Source organism: Membranihabitans maritimus (genome assembly GCF_021729145.1).
Taxonomy (GTDB): domain Bacteria; phylum Bacteroidota; class Bacteroidia; order Chitinophagales; family Saprospiraceae; genus Membranihabitans; species Membranihabitans maritimus.
The window spans coordinates 371,004-397,569 of record NZ_JAJSLW010000001.1; the positions used below are offsets into that span (position 1 = coordinate 371,004).

The 26,566-nt window shown below is 39.3% G+C and carries 18 protein-coding genes; 3 read left to right on the top strand and 15 right to left on the bottom strand.

Annotation, left to right across the window (positions count from 1 at the left end):
- The first annotated feature begins 49 nt into the window (after positions 1 to 49).
- Positions 50 to 2,245 carry a heavy metal translocating P-type ATPase gene (locus LVD47_RS01290; RefSeq protein ID WP_236973705.1) on the top strand — a complete coding sequence of 732 codons (2,196 nt, stop codon included), beginning with the start codon at positions 50 to 52 and terminating at the stop codon, positions 2,243 to 2,245.
- A gap of 134 nt (positions 2,246 to 2,379) precedes the next feature.
- Positions 2,380 to 3,480, top strand: coding sequence for a Fic family protein (locus tag LVD47_RS01295; RefSeq protein ID WP_236973706.1), 1,101 nt, complete (start codon positions 2,380 to 2,382; stop codon positions 3,478 to 3,480).
- A gap of 33 nt (positions 3,481 to 3,513) precedes the next feature.
- Here LVD47_RS01295 and ruvB read toward each other — a convergent pair whose 3' ends face one another.
- The 10 genes from ruvB to LVD47_RS01345 all read right to left on the bottom strand — a co-directional run bounded on the left by ruvB (position 3,514) and on the right by LVD47_RS01345 (position 15,132).
- On the bottom strand, positions 3,514 to 4,545 hold the full coding sequence (gene ruvB / locus LVD47_RS01300) for a Holliday junction branch migration DNA helicase RuvB (protein ID WP_236973707.1): 1,032 nt from the start codon (positions 4,543 to 4,545) through the stop codon (positions 3,514 to 3,516).
- Positions 4,546 to 4,626: 81 nt separating this feature from the next.
- Positions 4,627 to 5,100 (bottom strand): hypothetical protein, encoded by a 474-nt coding sequence (locus LVD47_RS01305; protein ID WP_236973708.1) that lies wholly within the window; start codon positions 5,098 to 5,100, stop codon positions 4,627 to 4,629.
- 8 nt (positions 5,101 to 5,108) lie between these two features.
- A complete protein-coding gene (locus LVD47_RS01310) occupies positions 5,109 to 5,597 on the bottom strand; it encodes a BatD family protein (protein ID WP_236973709.1) in 489 nt (162 codons plus the stop codon).
- Positions 5,598 to 5,702: 105 nt separating this feature from the next.
- Positions 5,703 to 6,845, bottom strand: coding sequence for a hypothetical protein (locus tag LVD47_RS01315; RefSeq protein WP_236973710.1), 1,143 nt, complete (start codon positions 6,843 to 6,845; stop codon positions 5,703 to 5,705).
- Between the two features lie 152 nt (positions 6,846 to 6,997).
- Positions 6,998 to 9,907, bottom strand: a complete 2,910-nt coding sequence (locus tag LVD47_RS01320; RefSeq protein WP_236973711.1) for a DUF5107 domain-containing protein — start codon at positions 9,905 to 9,907, stop codon at positions 6,998 to 7,000.
- A 340-nt stretch (positions 9,908 to 10,247) separates the two neighbouring features.
- On the bottom strand, positions 10,248 to 11,825 hold the full coding sequence (locus LVD47_RS01325) for an asparagine synthase family protein (protein WP_236973712.1): 1,578 nt from the start codon (positions 11,823 to 11,825) through the stop codon (positions 10,248 to 10,250).
- 42 nt (positions 11,826 to 11,867) lie between these two features.
- A complete protein-coding gene (gene ade / locus LVD47_RS01330) occupies positions 11,868 to 13,532 on the bottom strand; it encodes an adenine deaminase (protein WP_236973713.1) in 1,665 nt (554 codons plus the stop codon).
- Positions 13,533 to 13,723: 191 nt separating this feature from the next.
- A complete protein-coding gene (locus LVD47_RS01335; protein WP_236973714.1) occupies positions 13,724 to 13,990 on the bottom strand; it encodes a Txe/YoeB family addiction module toxin in 267 nt (88 codons plus the stop codon).
- Positions 13,987 to 14,247, bottom strand: coding sequence for a DUF2683 family protein (locus tag LVD47_RS01340; protein ID WP_236973715.1), 261 nt, complete (start codon positions 14,245 to 14,247; stop codon positions 13,987 to 13,989). The genes LVD47_RS01335 and LVD47_RS01340 overlap by 4 nt, the downstream gene beginning before the upstream one ends.
- Before the next feature lie 78 nt (positions 14,248 to 14,325).
- On the bottom strand, positions 14,326 to 15,132 hold the full coding sequence (locus LVD47_RS01345; protein ID WP_236973716.1) for a metallophosphoesterase family protein: 807 nt from the start codon (positions 15,130 to 15,132) through the stop codon (positions 14,326 to 14,328).
- A 446-nt stretch (positions 15,133 to 15,578) separates the two neighbouring features.
- Here LVD47_RS01345 and LVD47_RS01350 point away from each other — a divergent pair, with 446 nt between their 5' ends.
- Positions 15,579 to 18,167, top strand: coding sequence for a carboxylesterase family protein (locus tag LVD47_RS01350; protein ID WP_236973717.1), 2,589 nt, complete (start codon positions 15,579 to 15,581; stop codon positions 18,165 to 18,167).
- Between the two features lie 137 nt (positions 18,168 to 18,304).
- On the opposite strand, the gene LVD47_RS01355 is transcribed toward LVD47_RS01350, so the two are convergent.
- The 5 genes from LVD47_RS01355 to LVD47_RS01375 form a co-directional block, all read right to left on the bottom strand.
- Entirely contained in the window at positions 18,305 to 18,814 is a 510-nt protein-coding gene (locus LVD47_RS01355) for a hypothetical protein (protein WP_236973718.1), read from the bottom strand.
- 46 nt (positions 18,815 to 18,860) lie between these two features.
- Positions 18,861 to 20,093 (bottom strand): alkaline phosphatase family protein, encoded by a 1,233-nt coding sequence (locus LVD47_RS01360; protein WP_236973719.1) that lies wholly within the window; start codon positions 20,091 to 20,093, stop codon positions 18,861 to 18,863.
- A gap of 106 nt (positions 20,094 to 20,199) precedes the next feature.
- A complete protein-coding gene (locus LVD47_RS01365; protein WP_236973720.1) occupies positions 20,200 to 21,102 on the bottom strand; it encodes a metallophosphoesterase family protein in 903 nt (300 codons plus the stop codon).
- Position 21,103: 1 nt separating this feature from the next.
- Positions 21,104 to 22,903, bottom strand: a complete 1,800-nt coding sequence (locus LVD47_RS01370) for a RagB/SusD family nutrient uptake outer membrane protein (protein WP_236973721.1) — start codon at positions 22,901 to 22,903, stop codon at positions 21,104 to 21,106.
- Between the two features lie 10 nt (positions 22,904 to 22,913).
- The gene (locus tag LVD47_RS01375; RefSeq protein ID WP_236973722.1) at positions 22,914 to 26,534 is read right to left on the bottom strand and encodes a SusC/RagA family TonB-linked outer membrane protein; all 3,621 of its coding nucleotides are present in this window, start codon (positions 26,532 to 26,534) and stop codon (positions 22,914 to 22,916) included.
- Between the last annotated feature and the right edge of the window lie 32 nt (positions 26,535 to 26,566).

Below are 26,566 nucleotides of genomic sequence, written 5' to 3' on the forward strand. Positions count from 1 at the left end.
GCTTCAAGCTTGACCGTAGGACAACTATGGAGAGGAAAAAACACTTTTAATGGAAAATATAATTAAACAAACAGTTGCAGTCAATGGAATTACATGTGCGGGATGTGTTGCCACCGTAGAAAAAACACTCAACGCTGCCAGGGGAGTGTCCCAGGCCACTGTAAACTTTGCTAATAAAAAGGCTACTATTGAATACGATCAATCCACCGTATCATTAGAAAAATTACGCAACCAGCTTCAATCAGCGGGGTATGATCTGGAGATAGAATTTAAGGAATCGGGTAATAAACAATCATCGTACTTAAAAGCGCGCAAGAATACTATCTGGGCAGCTATTTTCACCCTGCCCATTGTATTATTATCCATGGTATTCATGAATATACCGTTTAATTCATATTATCAATTTGCGCTTACTTCTGTGGTTTTATTTGTATTTGGGCGTCAATTTTTCATCATTGCCTGGAAACAAGCCAGGCACAGAAATATGAATATGGATACCCTGGTAGCCCTCAGTACGGGAATTGCTTATTTATTCAGCACCATCGTCACATTTTTCCCGGCAGTTATTGAATCCATCGGTATCCCGGGCCATATTTACTTTGAATCCGCAGCAGTCATTGTAGTATTTATCCTGGCGGGCAGATGGATGGAAGAAAAAGCCAAAGCAGGTACCTCCGAAGCGTTAGAAAAATTAATGGGTCTTCAACCTTCTACCGTTTGGTACATCGATGACGACGAAAATACCCTTGAAAAGGAAGTAGCGGAAATAGTACCAGGAGACCGCCTTATGATCAAACCCGGTGAAAGGATTCCCCTGGATGGTAAAATTATAAAAGGCAATGGTTTTGTTGATGAAAGTATGTTAACAGGAGAACCTATCCCTGTAGAAAAGGAACGGGGAGAGGAGGTTTTCTCAGGAACTATTAACCAAAACAATAGTTTTAGAATTGAAGTATTAAAAACCGCTGAAGACACCGTACTTTCACAAATCATAAAAAGGGTGGAGGAAGCTCAGGGGAGTAAGGCTCCGGTTCAAAAACTTGTTGATCGAATAGCTTCAATTTTTGTACCCGTAGTGGTGGGAATAGCCATTCTTGCCATGGTTCTCTGGTTTGTTTTTGGTGGAGAAAATGCTTTCAGCCACGGTTTATTGGCACTTATTACCGTACTGATCATTGCCTGTCCTTGTGCATTGGGACTGGCCACACCTACGGCAATCATGGTGGGAGTAGGAAAAGGGGCTGAGCACGGAATCTTGATTCGCGATGCAGAAAGCCTGGAAAATGCAAACAAAGTAGATACCGTAATATTAGATAAAACCGGGACAATTACCGAAGGAAGACCGAAAGTCATTCGTGAATGGTGGTCTGACGAATCCAAAAAAGGGTTGTTATATCTGATAGAAAACGCTTCGGAACATCCTCTGGCCAATGCCGTAACAGAGCATTTAGCTGACTTCAATGAAAAGGTCAATCAGGATATACAATTTCAAAGTATAACCGGAAAGGGTGTGAAAGCAATGGTGGGCAACCACTCCTATTTTGTAGGGAATAAACAATTGGTAGCAGATCAAAACCTGGACCTCCCGTCGAATATACAAACTGAGTTTAACCGTTGGAGCACTGAAGGACATACTGTTATTTTCTTTTTCGACTCAACCGAACTCATAGCACTTCTGGCTCTATCCGATAAAATCAAGGAACATTCAAAAAAAGCAATCAATCAGCTCGAAAAGTTGGGACTTGAGGTTATCATGTTGACAGGGGATCAACCAATGGCTGCTAAAAGAATAGCTGAAAAAACAAATATTACAAAATACGAAGGAGGGTTATTGCCACAACAAAAATCGGAATATATAAAACAACTTCAGCAAACCGGTAAAAAAGTAGCAATGGTAGGTGACGGGATCAATGATTCCGAAGCTTTAGCACTAGCTGATGTAAGCGTCGCTATGGGCCATGGTTCGGATATAGCCATGGATGTAGCCAAAATGACTATTGTCTCTTCAGACTTGATTTATTTACCAAAAGCCATCGATTTATCCAAAAGAACTGTCCTTACCATTAAACAAAATCTTTTCTGGGCGTTTATATATAATATAGTGGGTATTCCAATAGCGGCCGGAATCCTTTATCCGGTTACTGGTTTTTTATTGAATCCCATGATTGCAGGAGCCGCTATGGCCATGAGTTCGGTTTCTGTAGTATTGAACAGTTTGAGACTAAAAAATTATAAATTTTCATAGTTGGTAGTAAATTGGTTGCGGTCATCCTTGATCGCAGCCAATTTTTGAATACAATCTTCAGAAAATAAAAAACACATTAATTTATAGCTCATAAATTCGCTATATTTGAGTTATAAATACTTATTGTATAACTCATGACCTGGAACTGGCAAAAAAAAGACTGGCCTGAATTTCATTGGAATGCTGAATTATTAGCAAAATTCGAAGAAAAATTTCTGCACCAATCCGGTATTCTTATCGGTGCTTCTAGGCATTTCAATGAAGAAGAAAAAAATATCCTTATCATAGATATCATAACTGATGAAGCGATAAAAACATCAGAAATTGAGGGAGAAATCCTCAATCGGGACAGTGTACAAGTCTCTATACGGCGGAATTTTGGTTTGGAATCCGATCATCGTCGCGTAGAACCTGCCGAACAAGGTATCGCTGACATGATGACGGACTTGTATCAAAATTATGATGCGCCGCTCTCTCACTCCTTATTGCATCAATGGCATAAAATGATCACAAACGGACGAAACGATCTTAAAGAAATAGGTAATTACCGCACGCATACGGATCCTATGCAAGTAGTTTCGGGTCCCATTCATCGTCCTATAGTCCATTTCGAAGCTCCTCCATCTCATCGCGTTTATAAGGAAATGGAAGATTTTCTATCCTGGTATAGTCGAACTGCACCTGGCAAGTCCAGTACAATTCCAGCACTAACGCGAGCCGGTATTGCTCACCTGTACTTTGTCAGTATTCACCCCTACGAAGACGGGAACGGGCGAATCGCACGGGCATTGGCGGAAAAATCCTTATCTGAATACTTAAAAAATCCAACATTGATTGCCTTATCTCAAACCATTCAACATAGCCGGAAAAAGTATTACAACGCTTTAGAGCACAATAATAAGGACATGGAAATAACCCAATGGCTTGTATATTTTGCCCAAACGATCCTCGATGCACAAAATCGCTCCCTTGACCTCCTCGAATTTCTGATACAAAAAACCCGTTTTTATGACCAAGCCAAAGGGAAAATGAACTTCAGACAAGAAAAAGTCGTCGCTCGAATTTTCCGGGAAGGAATGGAAGGTTTCAAAGGAGGGCTGAGTGCCGAAAATTATCTTAGCATAACCAGCACTTCCCGTGCAACCGCTACAAGGGACCTTCAGGATTTAGTTGAAAAAGGAATTTTGATCAAAACCGGTGAACTAAAAAGTACAAGATATCATTTGAATTTATAGGAAACGTAAAACCCGTCGATTTCTATATAGGATTTATTCAAACAAACTCCCTCCATCGGGATTTTGTGGTTTGACTTTCCCCAGATGTTTATACGCCTTATCCAAAACCATCCTTCCACGCGCCGTTCGCTGGATAAATCCTTCCATTATCAGATAAGGTTCATAAACTTCCTCGATAGTTCCGGCCTCTTCTCCTACTGCCGTACCGATAGAACTAATTCCTACGGGACCGCCGTTAAATTTATCAATAATCGTGGTCAAAATCTTATTATCCATTTCATCCAGGCCATGTTCATCAACATTAAGAGCATCTAACGCTATTCTCGAAATTTGCAGGTCTACTCTACCGTTTCCTTTTATTTGGGCAAAATCACGTACCCTTCTCAACAATGCATTGGAAATCCTTGGTGTACCACGGCTCCTTCGTGCAATCTCCATAGAGCCTTCGTCATCCACTTCTATTTTCAATAGTTTAGCTGACCGTTTGACAATTCCCTGCAAAGTCTTATGATCGTAATAATCGAGGTGGAAATTAATTCCAAAGCGCGCACGCATCGGAGCACTTATCAGACCCATTCTCGTAGTTGCTCCTACCAAAGTAAAGGGGTGAAGAGCTATTTGAATATTTTTGGCACTGGGACCACTCTCAATCATTATATCGATTTTGTAATCTTCCATCGCTGAATACAGATACTCTTCCACCACAGTATTCAGCCTGTGAATTTCATCAATAAACAGGACATCCCCCGGATTGAGATTGGTAAGTAATCCCGCCAGATCTCCGGGTTTTTCCAGCACAGGGCCACTGGTAGATTTAAGTTCACTACCCAGTTCATTGGCAATTATATAAGCCAATGTTGTTTTACCCAGCCCCGGGGGACCATGCAAAATAACATGGTCAAGGGCTTCACCCCGTAAGTTAGCAGCAGAGATAAATACCTCCATATTCTCAACCAATTGTTTCTGCCCTGCAAAATCATTCAATTTTTCGGGTCGTAAAGCCTTGTCAATATGGTGTTCCTCCGGCGAGGAAGATTCTTTTGTCGGATCTAAATTCGGATTCATATCAAATCAAATATACAGTATCCATTGCTGATTTTGAACATCGTACAGCGGATTTTAAGAATGTGGACAAAATAGAGTTATTTAAATTCTCCCTTTATTATTCACCTTCCGCCAAAGGGCTACTATCAATCGCAATGACAATACAATAGCTAAAATAAAGGTAGCAACAGAAATGATAGTAAATTCAGTCTTTACATATTGGGACAAATCGCGTTTCTCATTAAGATTTAATACATATGAAAAAGAGTGTATCCACGTAGTAGTTTCAAAAAACAGATTCACTAAACTCATCTGACGAATTATATAAATACATATTGGGATACTGGAAAAAACAAAGGGAACCATACCCCAACCGGAATTCCCCAGTAAACTTTGAGGAAGAAAAAAAATATGGCGCAATGTCTGCACAAGAAGAAAGCCAATAATAAAATTGGGAAGCAGAAAAGGTACAGAATCAATCATTTCCCCATAATATGGAAAGATCAAGACTACCGGCACCAGGAGTGAAACCACAAGCCATAGGACCTCCATGTAAAATATATGCTTCTTACTCATTTAATTTTTTAGAACTTCCTTCTTTTTCCCCTTTGAGGAGGTTGTTCCCGTGAAGGAGGTTGGTGAATAAAAGGAGAACTTCGTTTCGTTTCTATTTGTGGGTTTTGTTTTATGTTGTCGGGATTTTCTGCAACAAAAATAACCTTTTCCACTGAAGTTATCACTTCCTCCCCATCGGCAAAAACCTGGGATGGAATTGTATAAGTACCTTCGATATCAGGAGGTTTTAGAAAAAAGCTAACCGATTTCCTACTAAATCTTTGTCCCCCGGAGATGGACACAGAGGTAGATACATTAGGTCCCGACACTACAACGAAGTCCCCAAAATCAGGAGATTCCAGTTCCCCCTGAAAATTTTCCATTGAATATTTCAATTGAACTACATTGCCCAGAAAAACTGTATCATAACTAAATTCAACAGAAACCGATTGCCCAGACAAAATTGACAGGTTAGTGAAAATAATAAAGGCTCCTAATAAAATTTTTATTGAATTCATTACTCTAATATTAGTATTCACAAGTTCTCTCCAAAATTAGTGTAGTAAATTGAAATGCAGAAAAATTAAATCAAAATCTTGGCGGAAACCTTTTAACAAAACATATTATTTTTTTGACAATTCATCTCTGAAAGGTGCAAACCGCTGGACTTGATCTGTTAAGTCAGATGACTGGACAAAATATTTTAACCGTCCAAAATAAGAAGTGAAATCTGTTGACACCACCAAGCCATTAGGTGATAACGTAAGATGATATACCAGATTTTTTGTTATATGGGGAAACAATTTAAGTAGTTCTCCGTGCTTACTCAAAATTTTTGCTTTGCACTGGTTTTGAAAACTTTTTATCCAAGGGGTATGACTGCGAAAAAATTTTTCTTGTGTATAAAACTCCTTTTTTTGCCGATCATAAATAAAAGAATAAGAATGTATTTCTGCCGGACCTGAATACTGAACGGAAAGCATGCCACTAATCACCTTGTCTGTAATAATATCCGGGTCAAACCAGATTAAATGGTTCATAGACCACCTGTTCTCACTTACATTAGACACTTCATAAGAATATATTTGTTTCTTCCAATTATTGATTTGTTCTGAAATTTGCTCGTTGAAAACCTCATCTTCCTCCAAAAATGGAATATTTCCCATAACTACCCGAAATAAATCTACTTCCAGTAAATCATACGTTTTTACCGAAGCACCGGGACAATACCTTCGATTGGATATTTCACTGTCAGCGATGTATACACAATCCTCTGTTATCATTTTATTTTCCCACTGCTCCTGAGAAACAACCTTATCCCCTGTAATTACTTCCTGACCATTTTTCTCATATGTAAAAAAAACTGAACCATTCCCAGCATACTGCCTTATCTGACCGGTTTTTTTGGGAGAATTCTTCCCTGAATCAATTGAAAATTGCCTGGACTTATTCTGATTATACCAATATCCCGATAGAGCATTGTTTTCCAGTTGGATCTCCAATCTCCCGGATTCGATTTCATCTCCGTACCATTCAATAAGAGTCAGTTCATTTTCGTTAATAATCCCTCTTAGTGGTAAGTCCTCTTTAATTCCTTCTATTTCCATTAAGCCAACAATGGAATTTTCACCTTCCAACTGCCCTAAAGTAAAATGGAGTGGGATTGAACCCGATAAGAAGGCACTATAAGTTCTTACCCACCTAAGCTTCTGATGATCATCTAAAAGAATATTTAATTGTAATGAACCGGATTGGCCTTCTAACAAAGTACTTGTTATTAAAATCACCCCTAAAGGCAAAATACATTTATTTACAAAAGAAATTCCCACGTTCTAATTACAATTATTGTTTTGTCCCTTAAAGTCAAAGATAGAAATATTTAACAAATTAAAAATTATTATAATACAATATAACCAATTCAATAAGGCGTTGTGCGCACATTGGCTACCATAAACCTGGAAAGGATTTCCTCTTTCAATCCCTCAACCGCACGGAGTGGTACACTCTTTCCATTTATTTTATCTTGAATCCATAAAGCTATTTTACCTTCCCAATTGTTATTAATTATTTCCGGGAAAGGTTTTCCCACTCCCAGTCTTTTAGGCCACAACCTCGACAATTCAATAGCATTACCTGCCATTTCATATGCCTCTTCATTCAGATACTTCAGGGATTTTAATAAGTGTACAGCCCTGTATAATCTTCTTCCCTCAAAAGCACCTTCATAAGGCAAAATATGGATTTTCTGTAAATAGGTTTCCGCCCTTTCAAGCTCTCCTAAAATCATTAACAATTCAATAGTTTTCATCCCAATTTTATAATCTGATGGATGTTTCTTGTAATATTCTTCTGCAACATGTAACGCCTTTTCAAATTGCTGCTGATTCTTATATATTTTAATTATTTCATTAATAACCCTCCACGAGTCATTATCCAATTCATATGCCTTTTCCATATCAGCAAGCGCTCCTTCTAAAGAAGGTTGATAGGAAGATCGCAATTGATAAAAAGGGCTATATCCCGTGTCATCCTTTATTGAGAGGAATATATCACGAGCTGCAATATGATTTCCTTTGCTTGCTTGCAATACACCCAAATAATACCTGGGTTTCCAATTCTTGGTCACCCCGTTAATTTGTTCCAGCATGGAAGCAGATTCTACCCTAAATGGAAAAACAAGCTCCGGACTTCCTTTTTCTGCAAGGGAAATCAATTCATCATAATCTGTTTGGCCATAAGCCAAATGCGCCTTCCAAAACTCAATCAAATTATGTTTTGGTGCATATTCCAAAACTTTTTGGGCTCTCTCAATTTCAAGAATATTATAATAGTGGATGGCTAGTTCCAAATACGTCTCAGCAGGTAATTCACTTCTAATTAAACTTTGAAAAGCTGAAAGATCCCTTTCTTCACCGGAGATATAAAATTTTTCAAACCTTAAAAAGTGATTGAGGGGATCAATTCCCAGAATTCTCCTCTCCACCTCTTCATTTTTCAAGTTCAATTTGGCGTTCAATAAGTGTTGTAATTCCCAGGCACGCAAATACGTATCCCCCTCACTCAGACATTTTAAATTATAGGTTCTTGCTTTCTCCCACTGCTTACTTTTATAATAATATTTAGCCAATTGAAACCATGATTCTTTGCGAAACGATTCCGATAGCGAAGCAACCTGCCATCCATCCCTTGCATCATTCTCTTTTCCAAGTTTATCTGCAGCTAGAGCATAATAATAATTTGCTTCAGGGTGATACGTATCTATACTGAGCGCAAACCTGGCATTATCATAAGCCCTTTGATAGTTCATTTTCCGGTACTCCAACTTGGCTAATTCCACTCGAGTCGGAATAAAAAAAGAGTCGAGTTCAAATGAATTTCTCAAATGATTCTCTGCTTTACTATATTGACGAAAGCGAGCTGCGTCCCTACCCAATAAATATTGACCATAAGAAGATTCTTCATCAAATCCATCGGCTATCCTTACTGGTCGATCGATTATCTGGTCATCCAATGGTTCAAAAACAGTAGAACCAATGACAACTCGGCCAATCCCCTGGTCGGCCTTCATCCCGATCTCAAATATTTCTAAAGGTTCGACATTAATATTTTCAGCATACAACACATTCCCTTCCTTATCGAAAAATGTAATTGTATCTTGAATAAACTCGACCCCCATGCCTTTTAGGATAATCATATTTCCGGAGGTATTAACATCAATTACCATTCTCTCGTCTGCATAACTTATGGCTTCCAGCCCCTGGAAAGGATACCACATTTCTGTCCAGGAATCACTCTGCATTGGTTGGAATCCTAATTGCTTGAAAGGAGTGGAACTACTGGAAAAACCATTTTGATTAAATAGCCTCCCACTCTGAATCTCTACATACTGACCGGCATTATCCGTCAATAAATCCTCCCATATTTGTCCAGCTTCAGATAATGCCCATAGAAACACTTTCTTACCAATTTTATCGTCTCTTTCCGCGACATGGATCATTCCGTAAGCCCCATCTCCGTACAGTGTGCCAAAATAATTGGTTGTTTTGCCTAAGATGTGGAAGGATTTGGATCCTCCAAAATCATTTTCTTTATATTTTGAATAATCCCGGTCTTTGGCTTCACTCAAAGGCCATGAATGACTTCTGCCATCATGACCTATATAATGCGTGCCCGGATCAATAAAAGTCAAATCACTCTGTGCTTTTACAGCCAGGTTCATCCAATGATAGTAAGGTTGCTCTATATCTGTCGAATTATACCAATTAACATTGGTCTCAAAGAAAGCCTTGTCCTTTGGCAATCGAATTTCAACTGTCCAATAAGTCCGGGTCATTAAATCCAAATGGCTGATGTGACAGCTAACACTACCATCACTATTTTCTTCAATAATATAATCTACAGGTGTTGCTACAGAAGGAGTATGCCCTATGATTCCAAAATTCATTTCCAGACCACCACTGGTCCACGCCCCGCGCATAGCAATATCACGAAATTTAACTACATCATTTTCGTAAATAAATGGCCTCTCATTTATCTTATCATACGCTGACCAGACTTTCCCTCCAATCTCCGGAAATATTTCAACTCGAATGAAATCATTTTCCAATTCCACAATTTTCCATTCCTCCAATATGGGTTTATCCGTAAATCCATCATACCGAAAAAACGGATAGCACTTTTCAAAGTCGGGAATGGGATTCGGATCTGAAAAAGGATAAGTCAAAATCTCCCTTTGATATTCTTTAATTATAGCATTGTTTTGACCAATACCTATTATTGCATAACCTGATATTAGCACAAAAAACAATATCTTTAGCCAAGACTGCATAATTCCTTTTTTCTTTTAAATTAAATGGTTACTCCTTCACATATACAATATATCTTAAAATATTGAAACAGGTGGAGAAATACCGCTCTAAAAATGGTGTGAATCAAGCTACTATATTAGAAACTCTAGGTATTTATATCCCCATTTCCTGAGATTTAAACTTGAAAATTATCGTTTCAATACCGTCACCTTACCGAGGTGTAAAAATCAAAAGATTGGGCTACCGGGAATAAACAAAATGCAAAAACATTACTTATTTGAAACTATCAGATAGCCCATATAAGTACAAATAAAGTATTTACGTCGATTAATTTCGTACCCCATCATCACCTAATTAATATCAATTTCTTTGAGTGCCTATACAATCAACTAATTCTTCGACTCTCTTCAAATACCAATTGCAGATCACAGAATTATATTCAATACCACATTGCGTTTCAAAATTCGTTTTTTTCAATTCCTCAGCCATTGGAGCAGTAAGGATATCGTAGGCATCCCAACCCGGTTTTTGAAGCTTTCGAACAACTTTCGGTGGGAGGAAAGACTTTATTCTATCCTTTATCTTTTGTTTAAATATATCCCGTTCGGTAGCTTGAAGCTCACTCTCAAAAAGGATCTCATTTTTCTCAAACAACTTTTCCAGAACCTTGTGGTACAAATACTTAAAGTTTTTGTACTCCAAAGGCAAAGATTTGAAAAAAGTAACAAGGTCCTTATCCCATAAAGGCATTCTATATTCATAACCAAAAAAATCGTAGACACTTGCCGAATTTATTACAAACTTGGCCTGCCTTTCTTTTAATATCCAATCTTCATATACAGAATAGGATTGGGTTTTATCGAATGAACCTAATTGCGTTTCAATCAAATCGTAAAACTTGTTCTTCCCTTTAACCCTGGAAAGTTTATAATGATTTTGATAAATGGCATTGATAACTTTGCCAATACCATCATTTTTCCTGAAAATTCCTTTTAAATGGCTACCGGCAATGGAATCACCTGAATGGCCAGAAATAAATATTGTATTATCCGGCACCAACTTTTGGTCCTGCAAATACCTAATCGCAAAATAATCTTGCAAATATGGCATTGAAGATAATCTACCAGAAAACCTAAAATATGAATTAAACTCATCTGAATTAAGGTAATCACCTGACAGTTTATGATTATATTCTATAAACGTCCAGGGAAATCCCATTTTTTCCGCAACTTTCCGGGAGATTTGAAGTTCTTCATTCCCTTTTCGGCCATAAGTGAAACAGGTTACATTTGAATATCCAAAATGGTTCAACATATAACATATTAATCGGGAATCATACCCCCCACTTAATGAAAGGGCAACAGGCCCGCCCCCTAAACTTCCAATAAAGTGCTTGAATGAGTCGAAAAGAAGATCTTCGAGTTTTTCTGACCGATCATGTATGGAAACGGGAACTGTATCGGTTACTCGATGAGTATAGTACGTATTCTTCTTTTTTGTGCTACTCTCTAATAATAAGACTTCTGCAGCCTCAGTCTGATATACATTTTGCAATAAGGTCCCAGCCCCTGAAGTAAAACCTAAAAGTAAAAATTCTTTGGCCCGTTTATTATTTAAACCATTCTCAATTAATTGATATGGATCGTCAGTAATATATACACCATTTACCGATTGGCTATAGAAAAGGGGAAATGTGCGCATCCGGTCTACCGCAATAATTACACTCTCCCTCCCCGAAACAATAAAAGAAAACATACCATCCAGATCAGGTAATAGTAATTTCAATTGATCAAACACCTGATATTGAAGTAAAAAATCAATGGCATCCACCCTTTCAAAATAGGTTCCTTTGTACTTTAAAAAGCCTTTAAATTGTATATTCTCTTTTGCATACCACTTAAACCCTTTATTATAAACTGTATTTATCTCAATCTTCATAATATGGGAACCTCATATTTTTACGGTCGTCTATAATTCTCATCAACAAACGGACAAATCTACGAATTGAAAATGGGTCCCATCAAACAATCCTTTGTCGCTCAATTTCAATTCCGGAATAACGAGCAAAGCCATAAAGGACAGGGTCATAAACGGTGAAGAAAGTGTACTTCCCAAGGACTTGACGAATGAATCAATCGAACTGTAATCCCTGGCAACCAGAAAACCATCTTCCCCTGACATTAACCCAGCAACAGGAAGTGGAACACACTCAATGCTGGAACCGTTTGTAGCACTAACACCTCCTTTATAACGAATCACTTCATTAATGGCTTTCACTATATCATTATCAGCAACGCCTACAGCAATTATATTGTGTGAATCATGGGCTACACTAGAAGCTAATGCTCCTTTCTTTAGGCCAAATCCCTTTATAAATGCTACAGAAGGATTAGCGGTAGTATATCGATTGACTACTACCAGTTTCAAAATATCACGATCGACATCAGCAATCAAATTTCCAGTGGTAGAATACTGGACGTGCCCTTCTATTTGGTTAGTGATAAGCTGACCATCGTTTGCCTGGATCACCCTGATTTTATTACTACCGGATGCTTCCAGGACGATGTCTTCACTGTTGATAGGAGCACATCCAAACCGATTTACGATTTCATTTTCTACCTGCGGGATCATCGTCTGCGTTCCGTCAAAAACCAATTCTCCATTGATAAAAGTAGATTTAACCTTGAAGTCTTTAACATTATCAATTACTATAAAATCTGCAAAATCACCTTCTCGCAATGTTCCAATTTCAAGATTATAATGTTCGATAGGGTTCAAACATGCTGCCCGAAGGATATCAAAAAGATCATATCCCTTCCGAAGTGCCCTTTTCACCAATTCATTGATATGACCTTCGACCAGGTTGTCCGGATGCTTGTCATCCGAACAAAACATGATCCGGTCCGGATACTCCTTTATCAATGGTATTAATGCTTCAAAATTTTTGGCCGCGCTTCCCTCACGAATGACGATCTTCATACCGTACTTCAATTTATCCAGGGCTTCTTCCAGGGTAAAACACTCGTGATCGGTAGAAATAATAACTTCACGCTCCAATCCGCCACCGCCAATATATTGTGCCGCCTGCTCTCCTTTCAGCCCCGGAGCATGGCCGTCCACCGGTTTATTGACTTCCTGTGCCGCCTTTAGTTTGGCCAAAACCTCTTCATCTCGATTAAGCACACCGGGCCAATTCATCATTTCAGCAAGGTATTTGACTTGCGGGTCTTTCATAAGAGCCCGGATATCCTTCACTGAAATCTCAGCTCCCGCCGTCTCAAAAGCAGTAGCAGGAACACAGGAAGGAGCACCAAAGTAAAATTTGAAAGGGACCTTCTTTCCGTTTTCTATCATATATTGTACACCTTCCACCCCCAAAACATTTCCTATCTCATGGGGATCCGATACTGTAGCTACCGTACCATGGCATACAGCCAGACGAGCAAATTCCGATGGTACCAACATCGAACTTTCTATGTGGACATGGGCATCGATAAAACCAGGTAGGATATATCGGTCCGGAGCTGATTCCAATCTGATGACCTTATCAATGTTCTGCTTCCTTATCTCCAGCCTTCCAGGGAATATTTCCCGGTTGCGAATGTCAATGATCTGGCCAGAAATAGTTTGGATCGCAGGTGGCATAAGGGAGCGTGTTGTTTAGTTTTTTAAAAGTAAAATTTTAATATTGATTTTTAATGGTTTTATAGTCAAATTCAGGTAAGAATCGTGATCTGTAAAGGCTAACAAGTGCTTCTTTGTTTCAAATGCTCGATTGTACAACAAGAAGTTATTCATATTTTTGAATTACCCACATATGGGTGGCAAAATCCCTATCAATAATAATGACCTTTTAGCGAATGGACTATGATCCGCTCTTCTCCGACTTCATAAACCAATCGATGCTCTTTATTAATTCTTCGAGACCAAAATCCGGATAAGTCGTGTTTTAATGGTTCCGGCTTTCCTGTTCCGGTAAAAGGATGTTCCGATAGCTCATTTAAAAGTTTTAAAAGCTTCTTTAATACACTTTTCTTTCCTGATTTTCTATGAAAAGAAATATCTTTCTTTGATTGATCAGAAAAGTCCAAATGATAACTCATTCCAGCCCTAATAATTTATCAAGATCCTCTATTTTTACTCTTGTAAATTCCCCCTTCTCAATCTGCTTTTTGCTTCTCATAATCTTTTCTACAAATTCCGGATTATACGGGGAATCTTTCGAAGGAGATTCTTTAGTCGTTTCGTTCTGAGATTTAGGCATTCCTGCTTTTTCAAACGGAATGTTCAAAGCCTTAAGCACAGCCTTGATAGCTTTGGATTGTTCCTTATTTTGTGGATGTACGGTAAGTGTTTCCATCTATAACTTTATTCGGATTCTTATTGCTAACGAGGATTGTACACGTTTTGTTCCCGTTCTCATTCCTAAAATCAATAATTACATTTCTTTTACCTGGTATTGATCATCCGGGTTCATCAGATAGGTCCTCATCGTACCGTTTTTCAATTTTTCAACCACTCTGAATCCGCGATATTCTGTTCCCCAGCTCCCGCCGAAATGTCCGTCAAACATAAAAGGGACTTTACCCTCGGTTTTTATACCGTCCTCATGGTGGTCGTGCCCGTTGAAAGCAGCAGTCACATTAGGGTATTTCTTCAGCAAGTCGTGAAATTCCGGGCAACTCACACCGTGATCTGTCCAGTCATTGGGAGTTATATGCAGGAAAATATAAATCTCACGGGCACTTTTGTATTCATCCAATCGCGCCGAAAACCAATCCATATCCGGACAAAGGTAGGTACCTTCCACATCAGAGGTGGTTCCCAGTAAAACTGACCGTTCCCCAATTGTGAAATCATGGTTTTGAGGGAAACCCCAAGTATTTTCCCATACTTCGGGCGTCACCTTATCGTGATTACCTTTTGTAGCATACAATGGTAGTTTTACTTTCGACAACGCCTTGTGGGCAGGCGTCAAAAATTGTGGCTCATCGTGAATGATATCGCCATTAAAGACTACAAATTCAGAAGGGAATAAAGCGTGATAATAATTGATCTTTTTGACGATCGTTTCAAAATATTCTTCATAGTCAGTATCCGGTTGTCCATAGTGCCCATCGGAAGCTACCGAAAAACGAAACTCTACATCATTGGCAAATGGATTGAAATTCCTGGCAAATATCTGACCGTTGGCAATAATAATCCCTCCAACGGCCATTTGGCGAATAAAATTTCTTCTAAGCATTGATCATTGTATTTAAGCTAAATATAACAGATTTACAGAGATTAATCAAAGCCAACAATCTTCTTAAAGAAAAAATTACACTACTTATTCATTTTTTTTATAAGACAAACAATCTTTTCTAATTTTTTTAAAAATTACGTCGTAGAGATAGTATATTGGTACCGCAAAGAGTTTATGTAAAAATTTAGCGTAAAAAATAAATACTGGTTTGGGTATCTATTTTTCGGTACGTAAAGAAATACGTTTTTTATTTCAATTGCTCTATAAGCCTTTAGCCACTGAACTTTACGAACTTTCGCGTTGTCAGAGGTTATTTGCGTTATTTTCTTAGTTGTTAGGTAAAGAACCGCATAGATTGCTCATTCATGAGTAATACTCAGAGTTGCACAGAGAATTTGTTTAATTGAAACACGCTCTAAATGATAATTACACTAAAAATATCGTCCATGAACCTTTTTCTTAAATGCCATTGTACTACCTCATTATTCATTGCATTGATTCTCGTCATACCCTTATCCATCACTTACACACAAGAAAAAACCGGTAATATTGTAGAGTATTTTGGGAAGGAAAAGATAAACGATATCAGTGAAGGCGAATTAGTACATGTTTTTGACCATGGGCTGATATTAGATTTTAATGCTATCGACAATCGATCGTCTACCTTCCCACAAAACCCTGTATTTAGTAAATTTCTACTTGACCCCGAAAAAACAATAAGGGATGGCGAAATATTTGGGATAGATTATTTAGGAGAAGAGATGCATTGGAAGCTTTTACAAACCGACAGTACACACACATTCCGAGACCGTTCCCTTCGATCAGGGTATTTATACCTTGAATTCAATTCACCAAAAGATCAAATTTTGTTGTTTGAAGGATCAGGACAAACAGCCACCTTAATAAATGGATTACCACATGAAGGGGATCACTACGATTTTGGTTGGAGTCTTATTCCGGTAAAAATCAAAAGAGGAATTAATACTTTTGTTTTATCACCGGGTAGGTTTTCAAGAATGCGGGCGCGCCTGATCAAACCGGAAAATCCTTTATTACTTACTTCCAGGGACATGACTTTACCCGATATTTTGATGGAAGAAGAAAAAGAATACGTAGGTGGAGTCAGAATGGTCAATGCCCTAAATGAAAATGTAACGGGCTACTCCATAAAAGCAACTATTAAAGGCAAAAATTCGATCACATCCATCCCGGACATTGCACCTTACCAGGTCATTAAGATACCATTCAAAATACCGTATACAAAGGCTGAGTCTGGGATATCCGAAGATTTAAAGATCGAATTGATAGATAATGGAAATAAGGTTATTTCTACCATTTCACAACCGATTCAGGTTAGATCAAATAGCAAACACCATAAAAGAACATTCATAAGTAAGATCGACGGTAGCGTACAATATTTTAGTGTTGCTCCGAGTACTCAACCTAATCAACAAGGTGAAGCACTTTTTCTGTCCGTCCACGGTGCTTCAGTAGAAGCTGTAAACCAGGCAAACGCTTATGATCAAAAAGACTGGGGAAATTTAATAGCACCGACCAACCGGCGGCCCTTTGGTTTTGCCTGGGAAGATTGGGGACGATTAGATGCCATGGAAGTGTTGGATGAAGCTACAGAAATTTACCAACCAGACCCGCAAAAAATATATCTAACCGGACATTCTATGGGTGGCCATGGTACCTGGTATTTGGGAGCTACTTATCCTGACAGGTTTGCGGCTATTGCCCCCTGTGCCGGGTATCCTGACCTATTGGAATATAGAAATAGTTTTATACAGAGGCGATTACGCAATAACCCAGAGCTACTACAAAGATTCGGGATTTCAGAAAAAACTGTTGAACGTATGTTACTGGAGCATGCGCCAACCCCACTGGAAAATCTAATTACTCGTGCAGGGAATCCTTCACGAACATTAAAATTGATCCGAAATTACCTTCAACAAGGTGTATATATTCTCCACGGTGAAAAAGACAATGTTGTCCCTACCTACCTGGCACAAGATATGCGTGAAAGGCTGGGAAAGTTTCATCCGGATTTCACCTACTATGAATACCCCGATGGCACACATTGGTATGGCGACCACAGCGTAGATTGGCCACCCATTTTTGACTTTTTCAAGAGAAGAACAATACCAAAATCAAATGCGATTGACCAATTCGAATTTTTTACTGCATCACCCAGTGTATCTTCAAAGTCCCATTTCATAGAAATTCTTCAGCAGGAAATACCATTCGAAATTAGTAATATCAAAGTCGATCGCATAGACAGTTTATTTATTCAGACTGGGAATACTTCTGCATTTGCTATTGATGCACCTGTGTTAGGCGACAGTATTGGCGGAATAAAAGTTGATGGACAAACCTTTGAATTTTCTCATAAAAATAGGCTTTATTTCAAAAAATCCGGCAATGAATGGTTGCTCACCAAACCATTATCCAAAAAAGAGAAAGGGCCCCATCGATCTGGAGGATTCAAGGATGCTTTCAATAATAATGTCGTATTCGTTTATGCCACCGGAGGAACAAAGGAGGAAAATCAATGGTACTTCAACAGGGCTACTTTCGATGCCGAAAAGTTCTGGTATCGTGCCAATGGGAACATCCAACTGGTAAAAGATACCGAATTCAACCCCGAAGATTATTCCAACCGGAATGTAGTCCTGTATGGAAACAGGGACAACAATGCTGCCTGGGATAAACTGCTCGTAGAATGCCCCATTCAAATTTCAAACGACAAGGTGGAATTAGACAAAGTTACCATCTCCGGAACTCAATGGGGAACCTATTTTATTTACCCCAGGGCGGACAATGATCAGACTAGCATAGGAGTAGTATCTGCTTCCGGAATGGAGGGAATGAAAGCGGCCTTTGCCAATGAGTATCTGGAAAACGGAACCACTTATCCGGATTTCCTTTTATTTGACTATTCCGTCTTAACCGAAGGAACATCAGGGGTCAAATGCGCCGGGTTCTTCGGGAATGACTGGTCAGTGAAAAATGGTGATTTTGAGTGGAAGTAAGGAGGAATTCATTTCTAATGATATCATGGGCTACAAACATATATTTCACAATTCAACTAATCTCGTCCCACTTAGCATGAAATTTTAATGGAATTCATTTGAAAGGTATGTGATTTCAATTTTCCTATTGTGGAAACCTATGAAAGAAGAGGTTTGATTTCATATTTTCGTTTATTTTCCTCCAACCATTTTCGGGCTGTCGAAATTACAATTCTCTTGATATTCTCCGGTGTCGCTCCGGACCAATAATGATTGTATAGCTTATCTACTTCACTCCAGGCCCATGATAACAAACAAAAATCCATCAACCTTTCCATTAAATCACTTCCAGAAATAATACCTACCAAATCCCGCAGATTCTTTTTTACTTCTTGCTTTTTTGCAATTTTTATGATATAAAAAATGCAGTAGCTGAAAAGTGCCTTTTTTCCATTCTTTTTTGAAATTCCAAGCTCTAGAAGTGCCTTCTCCAGGTAGTCTATAATTTCAAAATAATTAACCGGTTTATCCATCGATGCAATTATTCCTACTACCGGAGTATCGTAACCTGCTTGAAGCATTTCAACTGCCCAATCAACACACTCGTCGGGATTGAAGTCTTCAATTATCGAATAGGCGACCATTTTGTACGTTAAATCAGATATCATATTTTAATTTAACGTAGTGAATCATAAACAATATAGATTATCAATTTCACTCATCAATCACCCACCGGTTCAAATAGTGATTCGGCGTCTCTAACACTATTTTATAAAAGGGGGACGGAACTTCACTCACATCAATAACCGCTTTTTCATCACTGATATCCAGTTCTTTGACCAACAAATATTGATCCCTACCACCGGTACCAAAACGATCGGTAATACTCAGCCAAACCCTGGCATCACCCGAAGTAACTGTGCTTTCCCATCTCACATCTATTTGATTTCCTTTTTTATCGGCCATCAAATGGTGGGCTTCCGTTTCGCCGATAAAAGGGATTCCATCCAATTCCATTTTATGTGTTTTTGGAATTCGGATATCCATATAATTTGCAATTGTAGGCAGAATATCTACTACAGGTACTCGGTTTTCGATTCCATATTGATTGATATTACTCTTATTCACAACGATCCAGGTACTTCGCTCTCGTTCCGATTGCCCCCCGTGATGCTTCCCGGTTTCCTCATCCCGCCCGTGATCCGTCGTGATGACAATCATCCATTCTTCATTGAAGTTTTCTTCCCGGTATTTCACAGCCGACCAGATCCTTCCTACCTGGTCATCCATAGTCCGAATGGATTCATAAAACCGGGGATGATCTCCAAATCCATGGCCCATATTGTCGGTAAACTGCAAGTAAACCCAACTCAAATCCGGGCTTTTTTCCTTAATATGTCGAGCTGCTTCATCCGCTACCAAATTATCAATATCACGGATATACGTTGTCGCCTCATCATGGGGAAAATGAATGGTATCGTTTTCAAAATCATCAAAGTGGTAATCCATGATCAAATTTCCGGTTGCTTCCTTTTTTTCGCCTATAAGTTTTGTGCGGTTATCCAACCACGTTGAATAAATAGCTGTAGTCTTCGAAGGGTACTGTTCTTTGAAATACCGAAAGACCGTCCAATAGTGATAATTCGGTACTTCTATTCCATTTCCCCAGACGTTGTGCTTATTGGCCCAAACGCCGGTGAGTAAGCTATTGTACCCCACAGCTGATATGGTTGGAGTCTCAGAATATCCACCAGCTTCCCCTCCCACGTATGCAGGAAGAAATGCACCTACCTCAGCAATTTCGTCGAGATGCGGTGTATTTATTTCTTTTAAAACGTCATCCGATATTCCATCAACAATGATAAATACGGTCTTTTTTATTTTTTCCTGGCTAAAAAGGAATGATACAACTAATAACAAGCCAACAGTCAATACACTTTTCATCATAATTTTAATTCACTTTTTGATCTTAAGAGATTGTTTATGCCCAAAGCATCACTTCGTGGAAAATCCATCAATGGGTTACAAAAGACAAATTTAACCAAGCCCTAAATTAATTCGTATGAGGATGATATTGATTATTAAACCTGCCATCTTTGTAAAGTTCAATAATGGTAAAACCAGGGGGCGTCTCCAGGTAATATCCCTTTCCGGCAGAATTTTCATTTCCATCACCCCACCAAAATCCGCTTAATGCCCCATTGCAAAAATAACTGACGCCATTGTACCAGGCAGTGTCTAACATGTGTTGATGGCCACTCAGACAAAGTTTCACTTTGTTCCTGTGCTTGTAAAACAAAGATTTGAACTTTTCAAAGTCAGTATATTGTCCTCCTACGAAATGTCCGGTCACCCCTAATATAGGGTAATGAGACATAATCAATACCGGAGTGCTTTCCCGTACAGAATCCAAATCCTTTTCCAGCCAGGTCCACTGTTCTTTGTCCAGCGAAACACCTTTATTGTTACCATCTAATATAATAAAATGCCACCCTCCCCTATCAAATGAATAGTACCTACTGGGTATATTCAAGCGATCTACTGCATATTCTTTACCATACATATCATCATTTTTAGAAGGCGCGGCCCACCACATATCGTGGTTTCCAAGACAGCTATAGACATCATAGTCTTTTATATGCTCTCTGAATTGATCCCAGATCTCCCATTGCTCCATAACCCGAAGACGCTTTACATCGTCATATGAAGCGTCTTGAATAGAATCTCCACCATTAAGGAAAAAATCTATATCAAATTCTTTAATTTCTTCCAGGCACTTTATGGCCCGATCAGGAATTCCTGATTCCGGCCGTATATGCACATCAGTAATATGTGCAATTCGCATTACGGGCTTATTCTCCTGTTGAGAAATTGACCTCAAAAAGGCAGGAGCACCTAAAGATGCTCCTGTTATCAATCCCGATTTTTTAATCCAATCCCTTCTATTAATATTCATTCTACCAACCAAAAATTTGTTCTAAATTCGGATTCAATACCATTTGCTTCTGTGGGATGGGTCGATAATAATATTTAGGATCAACGAAGTCCCTTGGTACATTTTCCGTAATGATCGGACCTCCATTCTCCCCATTTTCCAGATAAACGGTTCCCGTTCCATCATCTATCGTGGAAACTCTGTAGTATATAAGCTTTTCTCCCTTGCTATTTTCTTCTTTTTCTTCTTCAAAAGGAATGTCGCGGTCCTTACTTATCAATTCTATATCCACGACCCCATCGCCTGTAAGGTCATACTGACCCAATCCTGGAAAATACATCCCTTTAGGTGCTTCCATTAAAAGATTGGAGGCTGCCCAACGCATTAAATCGTTGAATCGAAAATCTTCAAAAGCCAATTCAACTCTTCTTTCTCTACGAATCTCCAGAAGAGCGCCAAGGTTTTCACTTTCAACATTCGGGTACCGTTCTTCCAGAAATGGGTCCGGATTGGCATTCGCCCAGGCCAAATCCAACGATGCTACTCCGGCCCTTTCGCGAATTGGGTTAATGGTTTGGTCAATTACAGATTGATCAATTTCATTTAATTCGGCACTGGCTTCAGCAAATATCAACAAAACCTCAGCATACCGATAAACCGGCATATCAACACTTTGGTTTTCCGTCTCAACGATACTTGTTTGGTATCCCTTTATCTGGTGGTAACCGGTAAAGTTTTTATTCAACCGTTGAATATACGGTTCAGTATCCCCGCGGTTGACCCATCCGGGATAGGCATACGAACTCATGAGCCTGTAATCCCTATTTTGAAACTCCTCTACAAAAGTCATTTCTTCATATCCCTCAATATCGGTGAAACGACTTCCATCAGTCATTAAGTAGGTTTGCAACAGTTCCCGGGTCGGACTCTGCTCATAATCGGTAAAAATGTGCGTTAAGTCCTGGCCATGCCCCAGTTCAGTATCATATATATGCGGTAAAATCACTTCAGGATTCCCCTGTAAATCTTGCGAACTAAATAAATCCTTGTAATCCGATTCAGGATTTCCGGTATTGTGAATGGCAAATAAGCCACTATTCATTATATCCCCCGAAATTTCTTTTGCTACCTGAAAAAATTGGTCAGCAGTGCTTTGCAATTCCAATTCCGGATGGTATCTCCTCCATGATCCTTCCTCCAATGCTATTCTGGCATAAACCGTTGCCACAGACCATTTACCTGGTGTGCCAGAAGGCACTTCATCCCAAACATTATTATAGGCAAATTCCAGATCGGCCATTAAACTGTCTACTACCATTGCCCGGGAATCCCTGGTTTTATAAAGGCTTTCTTCGTCCGAAGTACTCAAAGTACCTGAATACCAGGGTACGTCAGAGTATCTTCTAATTTTGTCGTAATAAAACTGGGCGCGATACATTCTTGCCAGTCCTATGTAATGATTCCTTACATTGACATCGACATTGGCTTTATCCACATTTTCCAGGAAATAATTAATGTCCCTCAATCGATTCCAACTCCATCTATCAAGCAAATTTTCCGCAGTAGGCGTACCTGTCAATATAGTCTTCAATTCTACAGCACCAGTTGTTGCTAAATTGTCAGTTCCTTGCTCCTGGTCATAGATGTACTTATCCGGCAATGACAGCAATCCATCAATGTATAATTTCAAATCTTCTTCTGATTTAAAAAACTCTTCGGGAGCAATGGAAGTTTGAGGATACTTATTCAGATAATCATCATTACATGAAAATACAGACAACCCCAAACTAAAAACTAAAAAGGTATATAGTAAATCTTTCATTGTTGTAATTTTAGAAGTTTAGATTAAGTCCAATAGATACTTTTCGTTGGTACGGATAGACCCAGGCTCGATAATTTTCGACGGCCTCCGGATCAATATATTTTTTGATTTTGGAGAATGCGTACAGATTCTCTCCTGTAAAAAATACTCGCAACCGGGAGACCTTGAACTTTTCCGTCAAATCCATTGGCAATGTATACCCAAATGTCAGATTTTTAACGCGTAAATAAGCCCCGTTTAACAAATGCCCTGTCTGCGGAATATCCAATCCCGAACCGTAATTGGCATCCGCTAACCACGATTGTAATACAGGAAAGTAGGAATCCGTGTTCGCATCTGCCAAACCGGCATCAATATATGATTGTGAATGTTGTTCACGTAACGATTCCGAGTCATCACTTCCCCGATAAAAATCCAGGTTCCACGGATAAATATTGGCATATGGCTGTTGGTAAGTACCCCAATATAAATAATGCCTCGGATAGTAGTCTCGGCGTAAAACCCCTTGCAAGAAAACAGCCAGGTCAAATCCATTCCAGGTGGCTTCCAGATTGGCGCCTACCCGGTATCGGGATGACGAATTTCCAATCACCTTCAGGTCTTTGGGCTCATCAGCCGTCTGACCTCGCTCGATTTTTCCATTACCATCCTGATCTATATATTTTGGCCATCCGGGAACGATAGACAATGCACCCCAGGGGATGATAGCAGATTCATCCAACGCTGCTATTTCTTCCTCCGTCATAAACAATCCGTCACTTTCCAATCCCCATATTTGACCTACTTCTTCACCTTCTCTGTAGTCGTCGGAAAGCAAGTTTAAATCATTTTCATACTTTGTAATCCAGGATCGAGCGTCGGAGACAATGACTTTCACCGAATAGTCTAATGGTTTCGAGCCAATAGACAGCTCATTTCGAAACTGGAGAGAAGCTTCCCATCCCTTGGTTTCCAGATCTGCATTATTTTGACTTGGAACTGATGTACCTAATACACCGGGTAGCTCCTGTCCGGCAACTAACATTCCTAATGTTTGGCGATTGAAGATGTCAAAAGTTCCCTGCAACTTGCCTTCCCAAAATCCGATATCCGCCCCAAAATTTAAGGTACTTACACGCTCCCAGGTATAATTCGTAGGGTCAATATTCAATGACGGCGCCCCTCCTGTAATTACCGTAGGTTGTCTCCCATCAATAATATATGGGGAATTACCGGCTCCTAATGTCTGTATATAGTCAAAATCACCCACTTCCTGATTTCCCAGATCCCCGTACGACGCACGTAATTTTATAAAGGGTTCTCTGTTTGCAAAGGCATTCTTGAAAAAAGATTCATCACTCAACACCCATGCAGCAGATACGGAAGGGAAAAAACCCCATCGGCCATCTTCAGGGAAGCGAGATGAACCATCGTATCTTCCATTTACCTCGAATAAGTACCGATCTTTGAAACCATAGTTAATTCGTCCAAAAGCACTTCTCGTAGCGTAAGATTCATAATCGGCCTCAATTGAAGGTTCTCCACTGGTAAGAGAGATGTAGGGTAGAGAAGATGATATAAGTATATCACGGTACGCACCAACCGTAGAATACACATAATTTTCCTGGTTAACCCCTCCAAGCACTTTAATAGAATGGTCTCCTAATGTTTTGGAGTACGTAGCAAATAAATCTAAAATGGTATTATCCAAATTTCCATTTTCTTCAGACACGCTTCCATTGCCTCCTTCAGTGCGGATATCATCCGGACCAAAGCCTATTTGATATTTTTTAGTATCGTAATGATATTTCCAAAGTTCTTTTTTAAAGCTTGCTCGCCCCGTAATAACCAAATTGTTGTCCAAAAATTTCGCTGTTGCGCTTACAATGTCCTGGAATCCAAACAAAGTATTGAGGTTGCTTCCTCCATCGACGAGTTCTGCTGCCAATCTTCCAACCTCCGTATTGGCCCAGGTACCATCCGGGTTTTTAGCCACATCAATAGGTACTTGCGAATAGATATCCAGAATGCTAGCCCGGGGCGAGACGCGCTCAGTTTGGTAAATAGAAGCGTTGTTTCGCAATTCCAACCAGGGAACCGGATCAAAATTTAATTTCGCCCTAAGACCCTTGCGATCATAGTAATCATCAGCCAATTTATTCAACCCGTTTTCATTGGTAAGGTCACCGGATAAGTAATACCCGATTTGTTTCCCATTCTCCAATGCAACCCCTCCGCTGAATGACAAACTGTGGTTATAAGAAAGGCTATTATTATTGAAGAAGTAATCGTTCCAGTTATTATCTCCCATATAGGCCCATTTAGTGGGATCATTGGGGTCAAGTCGCACCTGTTCCACAGATGGGTCTTCCGACCTCTCTTTGGCCCATCGATATTGTTCATCCGTATAATTGACATAATCCCAGGGAGTATTATCAGTAGAAATTTCTTTCACTCTTGAAAAAATATAGGGGTCGGTAACCGGCTCGGGCAAGACAGTAGGCTTTCCCCAGGCAACATAGTTACTGTAATTTATTGTCGGTTTTCCGGCACTACCCGATTTGGTAGTTATCAAAATCACGCCAAATGCAGCCCTGGCTCCATATATCGCCGCCGAAGCTGCATCTTTGAGTACAGAGTAGGATTCAATATCGTTGGGATTAATTCTCAATAGGTCATCGTAGGTAGCAGACACACCATCTATGATTACCAACGGACTTCCTCCGTTGATAGAAGTGAAGCCTCGGATATTGATATTAGGTTTACTACCCGGAGCGCCCCCTTCATAATTGATATTCAGACCAGGACTTATTCCTTGCAATCCCTGCATAACATTAGCTACCGGACGATCCTCCAATTTTTTGCCGTCTATATAATCTACTGCGCCAGAGACATTGACCTTTTTTTGAACACCGTAACCTACCACAATTACCTCTTCCAATGTCTCGGCATCGGACTTAAGAACTACTGTAATATCTTTTCTCCCATTTACCGGCACCTCCTTTGTAACATATCCTATATATGAAAATACTAAAACATCATTTTCATTGATGTCATCAAACGAAAATTGTCCATTGAAATCAGTAGCCGTACCTTTACCAGTGTCTTTAATCCGTACATTCACACCAATCAAAGGAATATTATCTTCATCTACCACGGTACCGGAAACCGAAGCCACTATGCGGCTTCTATTCAATAAATCAATTGTCTGCCTGGTCAATGGAGAAAGAGAGCGCCCGATTACTTTTCTCCTTTCCTTTTGGGCATCCTTTTCTGCCAGGATAGACTCCATCATATTCTTCATCTTCCGGAGAGATTTGATGCCCTCAGCATCCTCCTTATATATAATAATAAATTGATTTTCAAAGATCTGAAAGTCAAGATTCGTATTTTTTAGCAAAATAGAAAGCTCCGTATCTACGGAAGTCAATGCATCTTTATCGTATTCTACTTTTACATCTGACACAAGCGTCCGGTCATAGGTAAAATATACCTGGTACTTTTTGCTTAGCAATTGAATAGCATCCAGAAGCGTTATTTCTTCGCCCGACTTTGTCGGGGATGCATGCGCAGTCATGTGGCCACAAAACAATAGTAAGAATACTATTAACGCCAATGAAAATTGTTTAAATCGAGTGTTTAAATGATCCATATTTTCCAATTAATTTTCACAATAATTTTTAT

What these genes read in the sequence shown, in the direction of transcription:
- LVD47_RS01290 (WP_236973705.1), top strand. Translation starts at nt 50, where the DNA reads ATGGAAAATATAATTAAACAAACAGTTGCAGTCAATGGAATTACATGT.
- LVD47_RS01295 (WP_236973706.1), top strand. Translation starts at nt 2,380, where the DNA reads ATGACCTGGAACTGGCAAAAAAAAGACTGGCCTGAATTTCATTGGAAT.
- ruvB (WP_236973707.1), bottom strand. Translation starts at nt 4,545, where the DNA reads ATGAATCCGAATTTAGATCCGACAAAAGAATCTTCCTCGCCGGAGGAA.
- LVD47_RS01305 (WP_236973708.1), bottom strand. Translation starts at nt 5,100, where the DNA reads ATGAGTAAGAAGCATATATTTTACATGGAGGTCCTATGGCTTGTGGTT.
- LVD47_RS01310 (WP_236973709.1), bottom strand. Translation starts at nt 5,597, where the DNA reads ATGAATTCAATAAAAATTTTATTAGGAGCCTTTATTATTTTCACTAAC.
- LVD47_RS01320 (WP_236973711.1), bottom strand. Translation starts at nt 9,907, where the DNA reads ATGCAGTCTTGGCTAAAGATATTGTTTTTTGTGCTAATATCAGGTTAT.
- LVD47_RS01325 (WP_236973712.1), bottom strand. Translation starts at nt 11,825, where the DNA reads ATGAAGATTGAGATAAATACAGTTTATAATAAAGGGTTTAAGTGGTAT.
- ade (WP_236973713.1), bottom strand. Translation starts at nt 13,532, where the DNA reads ATGCCACCTGCGATCCAAACTATTTCTGGCCAGATCATTGACATTCGC.
- LVD47_RS01335 (WP_236973714.1), bottom strand. Translation starts at nt 13,990, where the DNA reads ATGAGTTATCATTTGGACTTTTCTGATCAATCAAAGAAAGATATTTCT.
- LVD47_RS01340 (WP_236973715.1), bottom strand. Translation starts at nt 14,247, where the DNA reads ATGGAAACACTTACCGTACATCCACAAAATAAGGAACAATCCAAAGCT.
- LVD47_RS01345 (WP_236973716.1), bottom strand. Translation starts at nt 15,132, where the DNA reads ATGCTTAGAAGAAATTTTATTCGCCAAATGGCCGTTGGAGGGATTATT.
- LVD47_RS01350 (WP_236973717.1), top strand. Translation starts at nt 15,579, where the DNA reads ATGAACCTTTTTCTTAAATGCCATTGTACTACCTCATTATTCATTGCA.
- LVD47_RS01355 (WP_236973718.1), bottom strand. Translation starts at nt 18,814, where the DNA reads ATGATATCTGATTTAACGTACAAAATGGTCGCCTATTCGATAATTGAA.
- LVD47_RS01360 (WP_236973719.1), bottom strand. Translation starts at nt 20,093, where the DNA reads ATGATGAAAAGTGTATTGACTGTTGGCTTGTTATTAGTTGTATCATTC.
- LVD47_RS01365 (WP_236973720.1), bottom strand. Translation starts at nt 21,102, where the DNA reads ATGAATATTAATAGAAGGGATTGGATTAAAAAATCGGGATTGATAACA.
- LVD47_RS01370 (WP_236973721.1), bottom strand. Translation starts at nt 22,903, where the DNA reads ATGAAAGATTTACTATATACCTTTTTAGTTTTTAGTTTGGGGTTGTCT.
- LVD47_RS01375 (WP_236973722.1), bottom strand. Translation starts at nt 26,534, where the DNA reads ATGGATCATTTAAACACTCGATTTAAACAATTTTCATTGGCGTTAATA.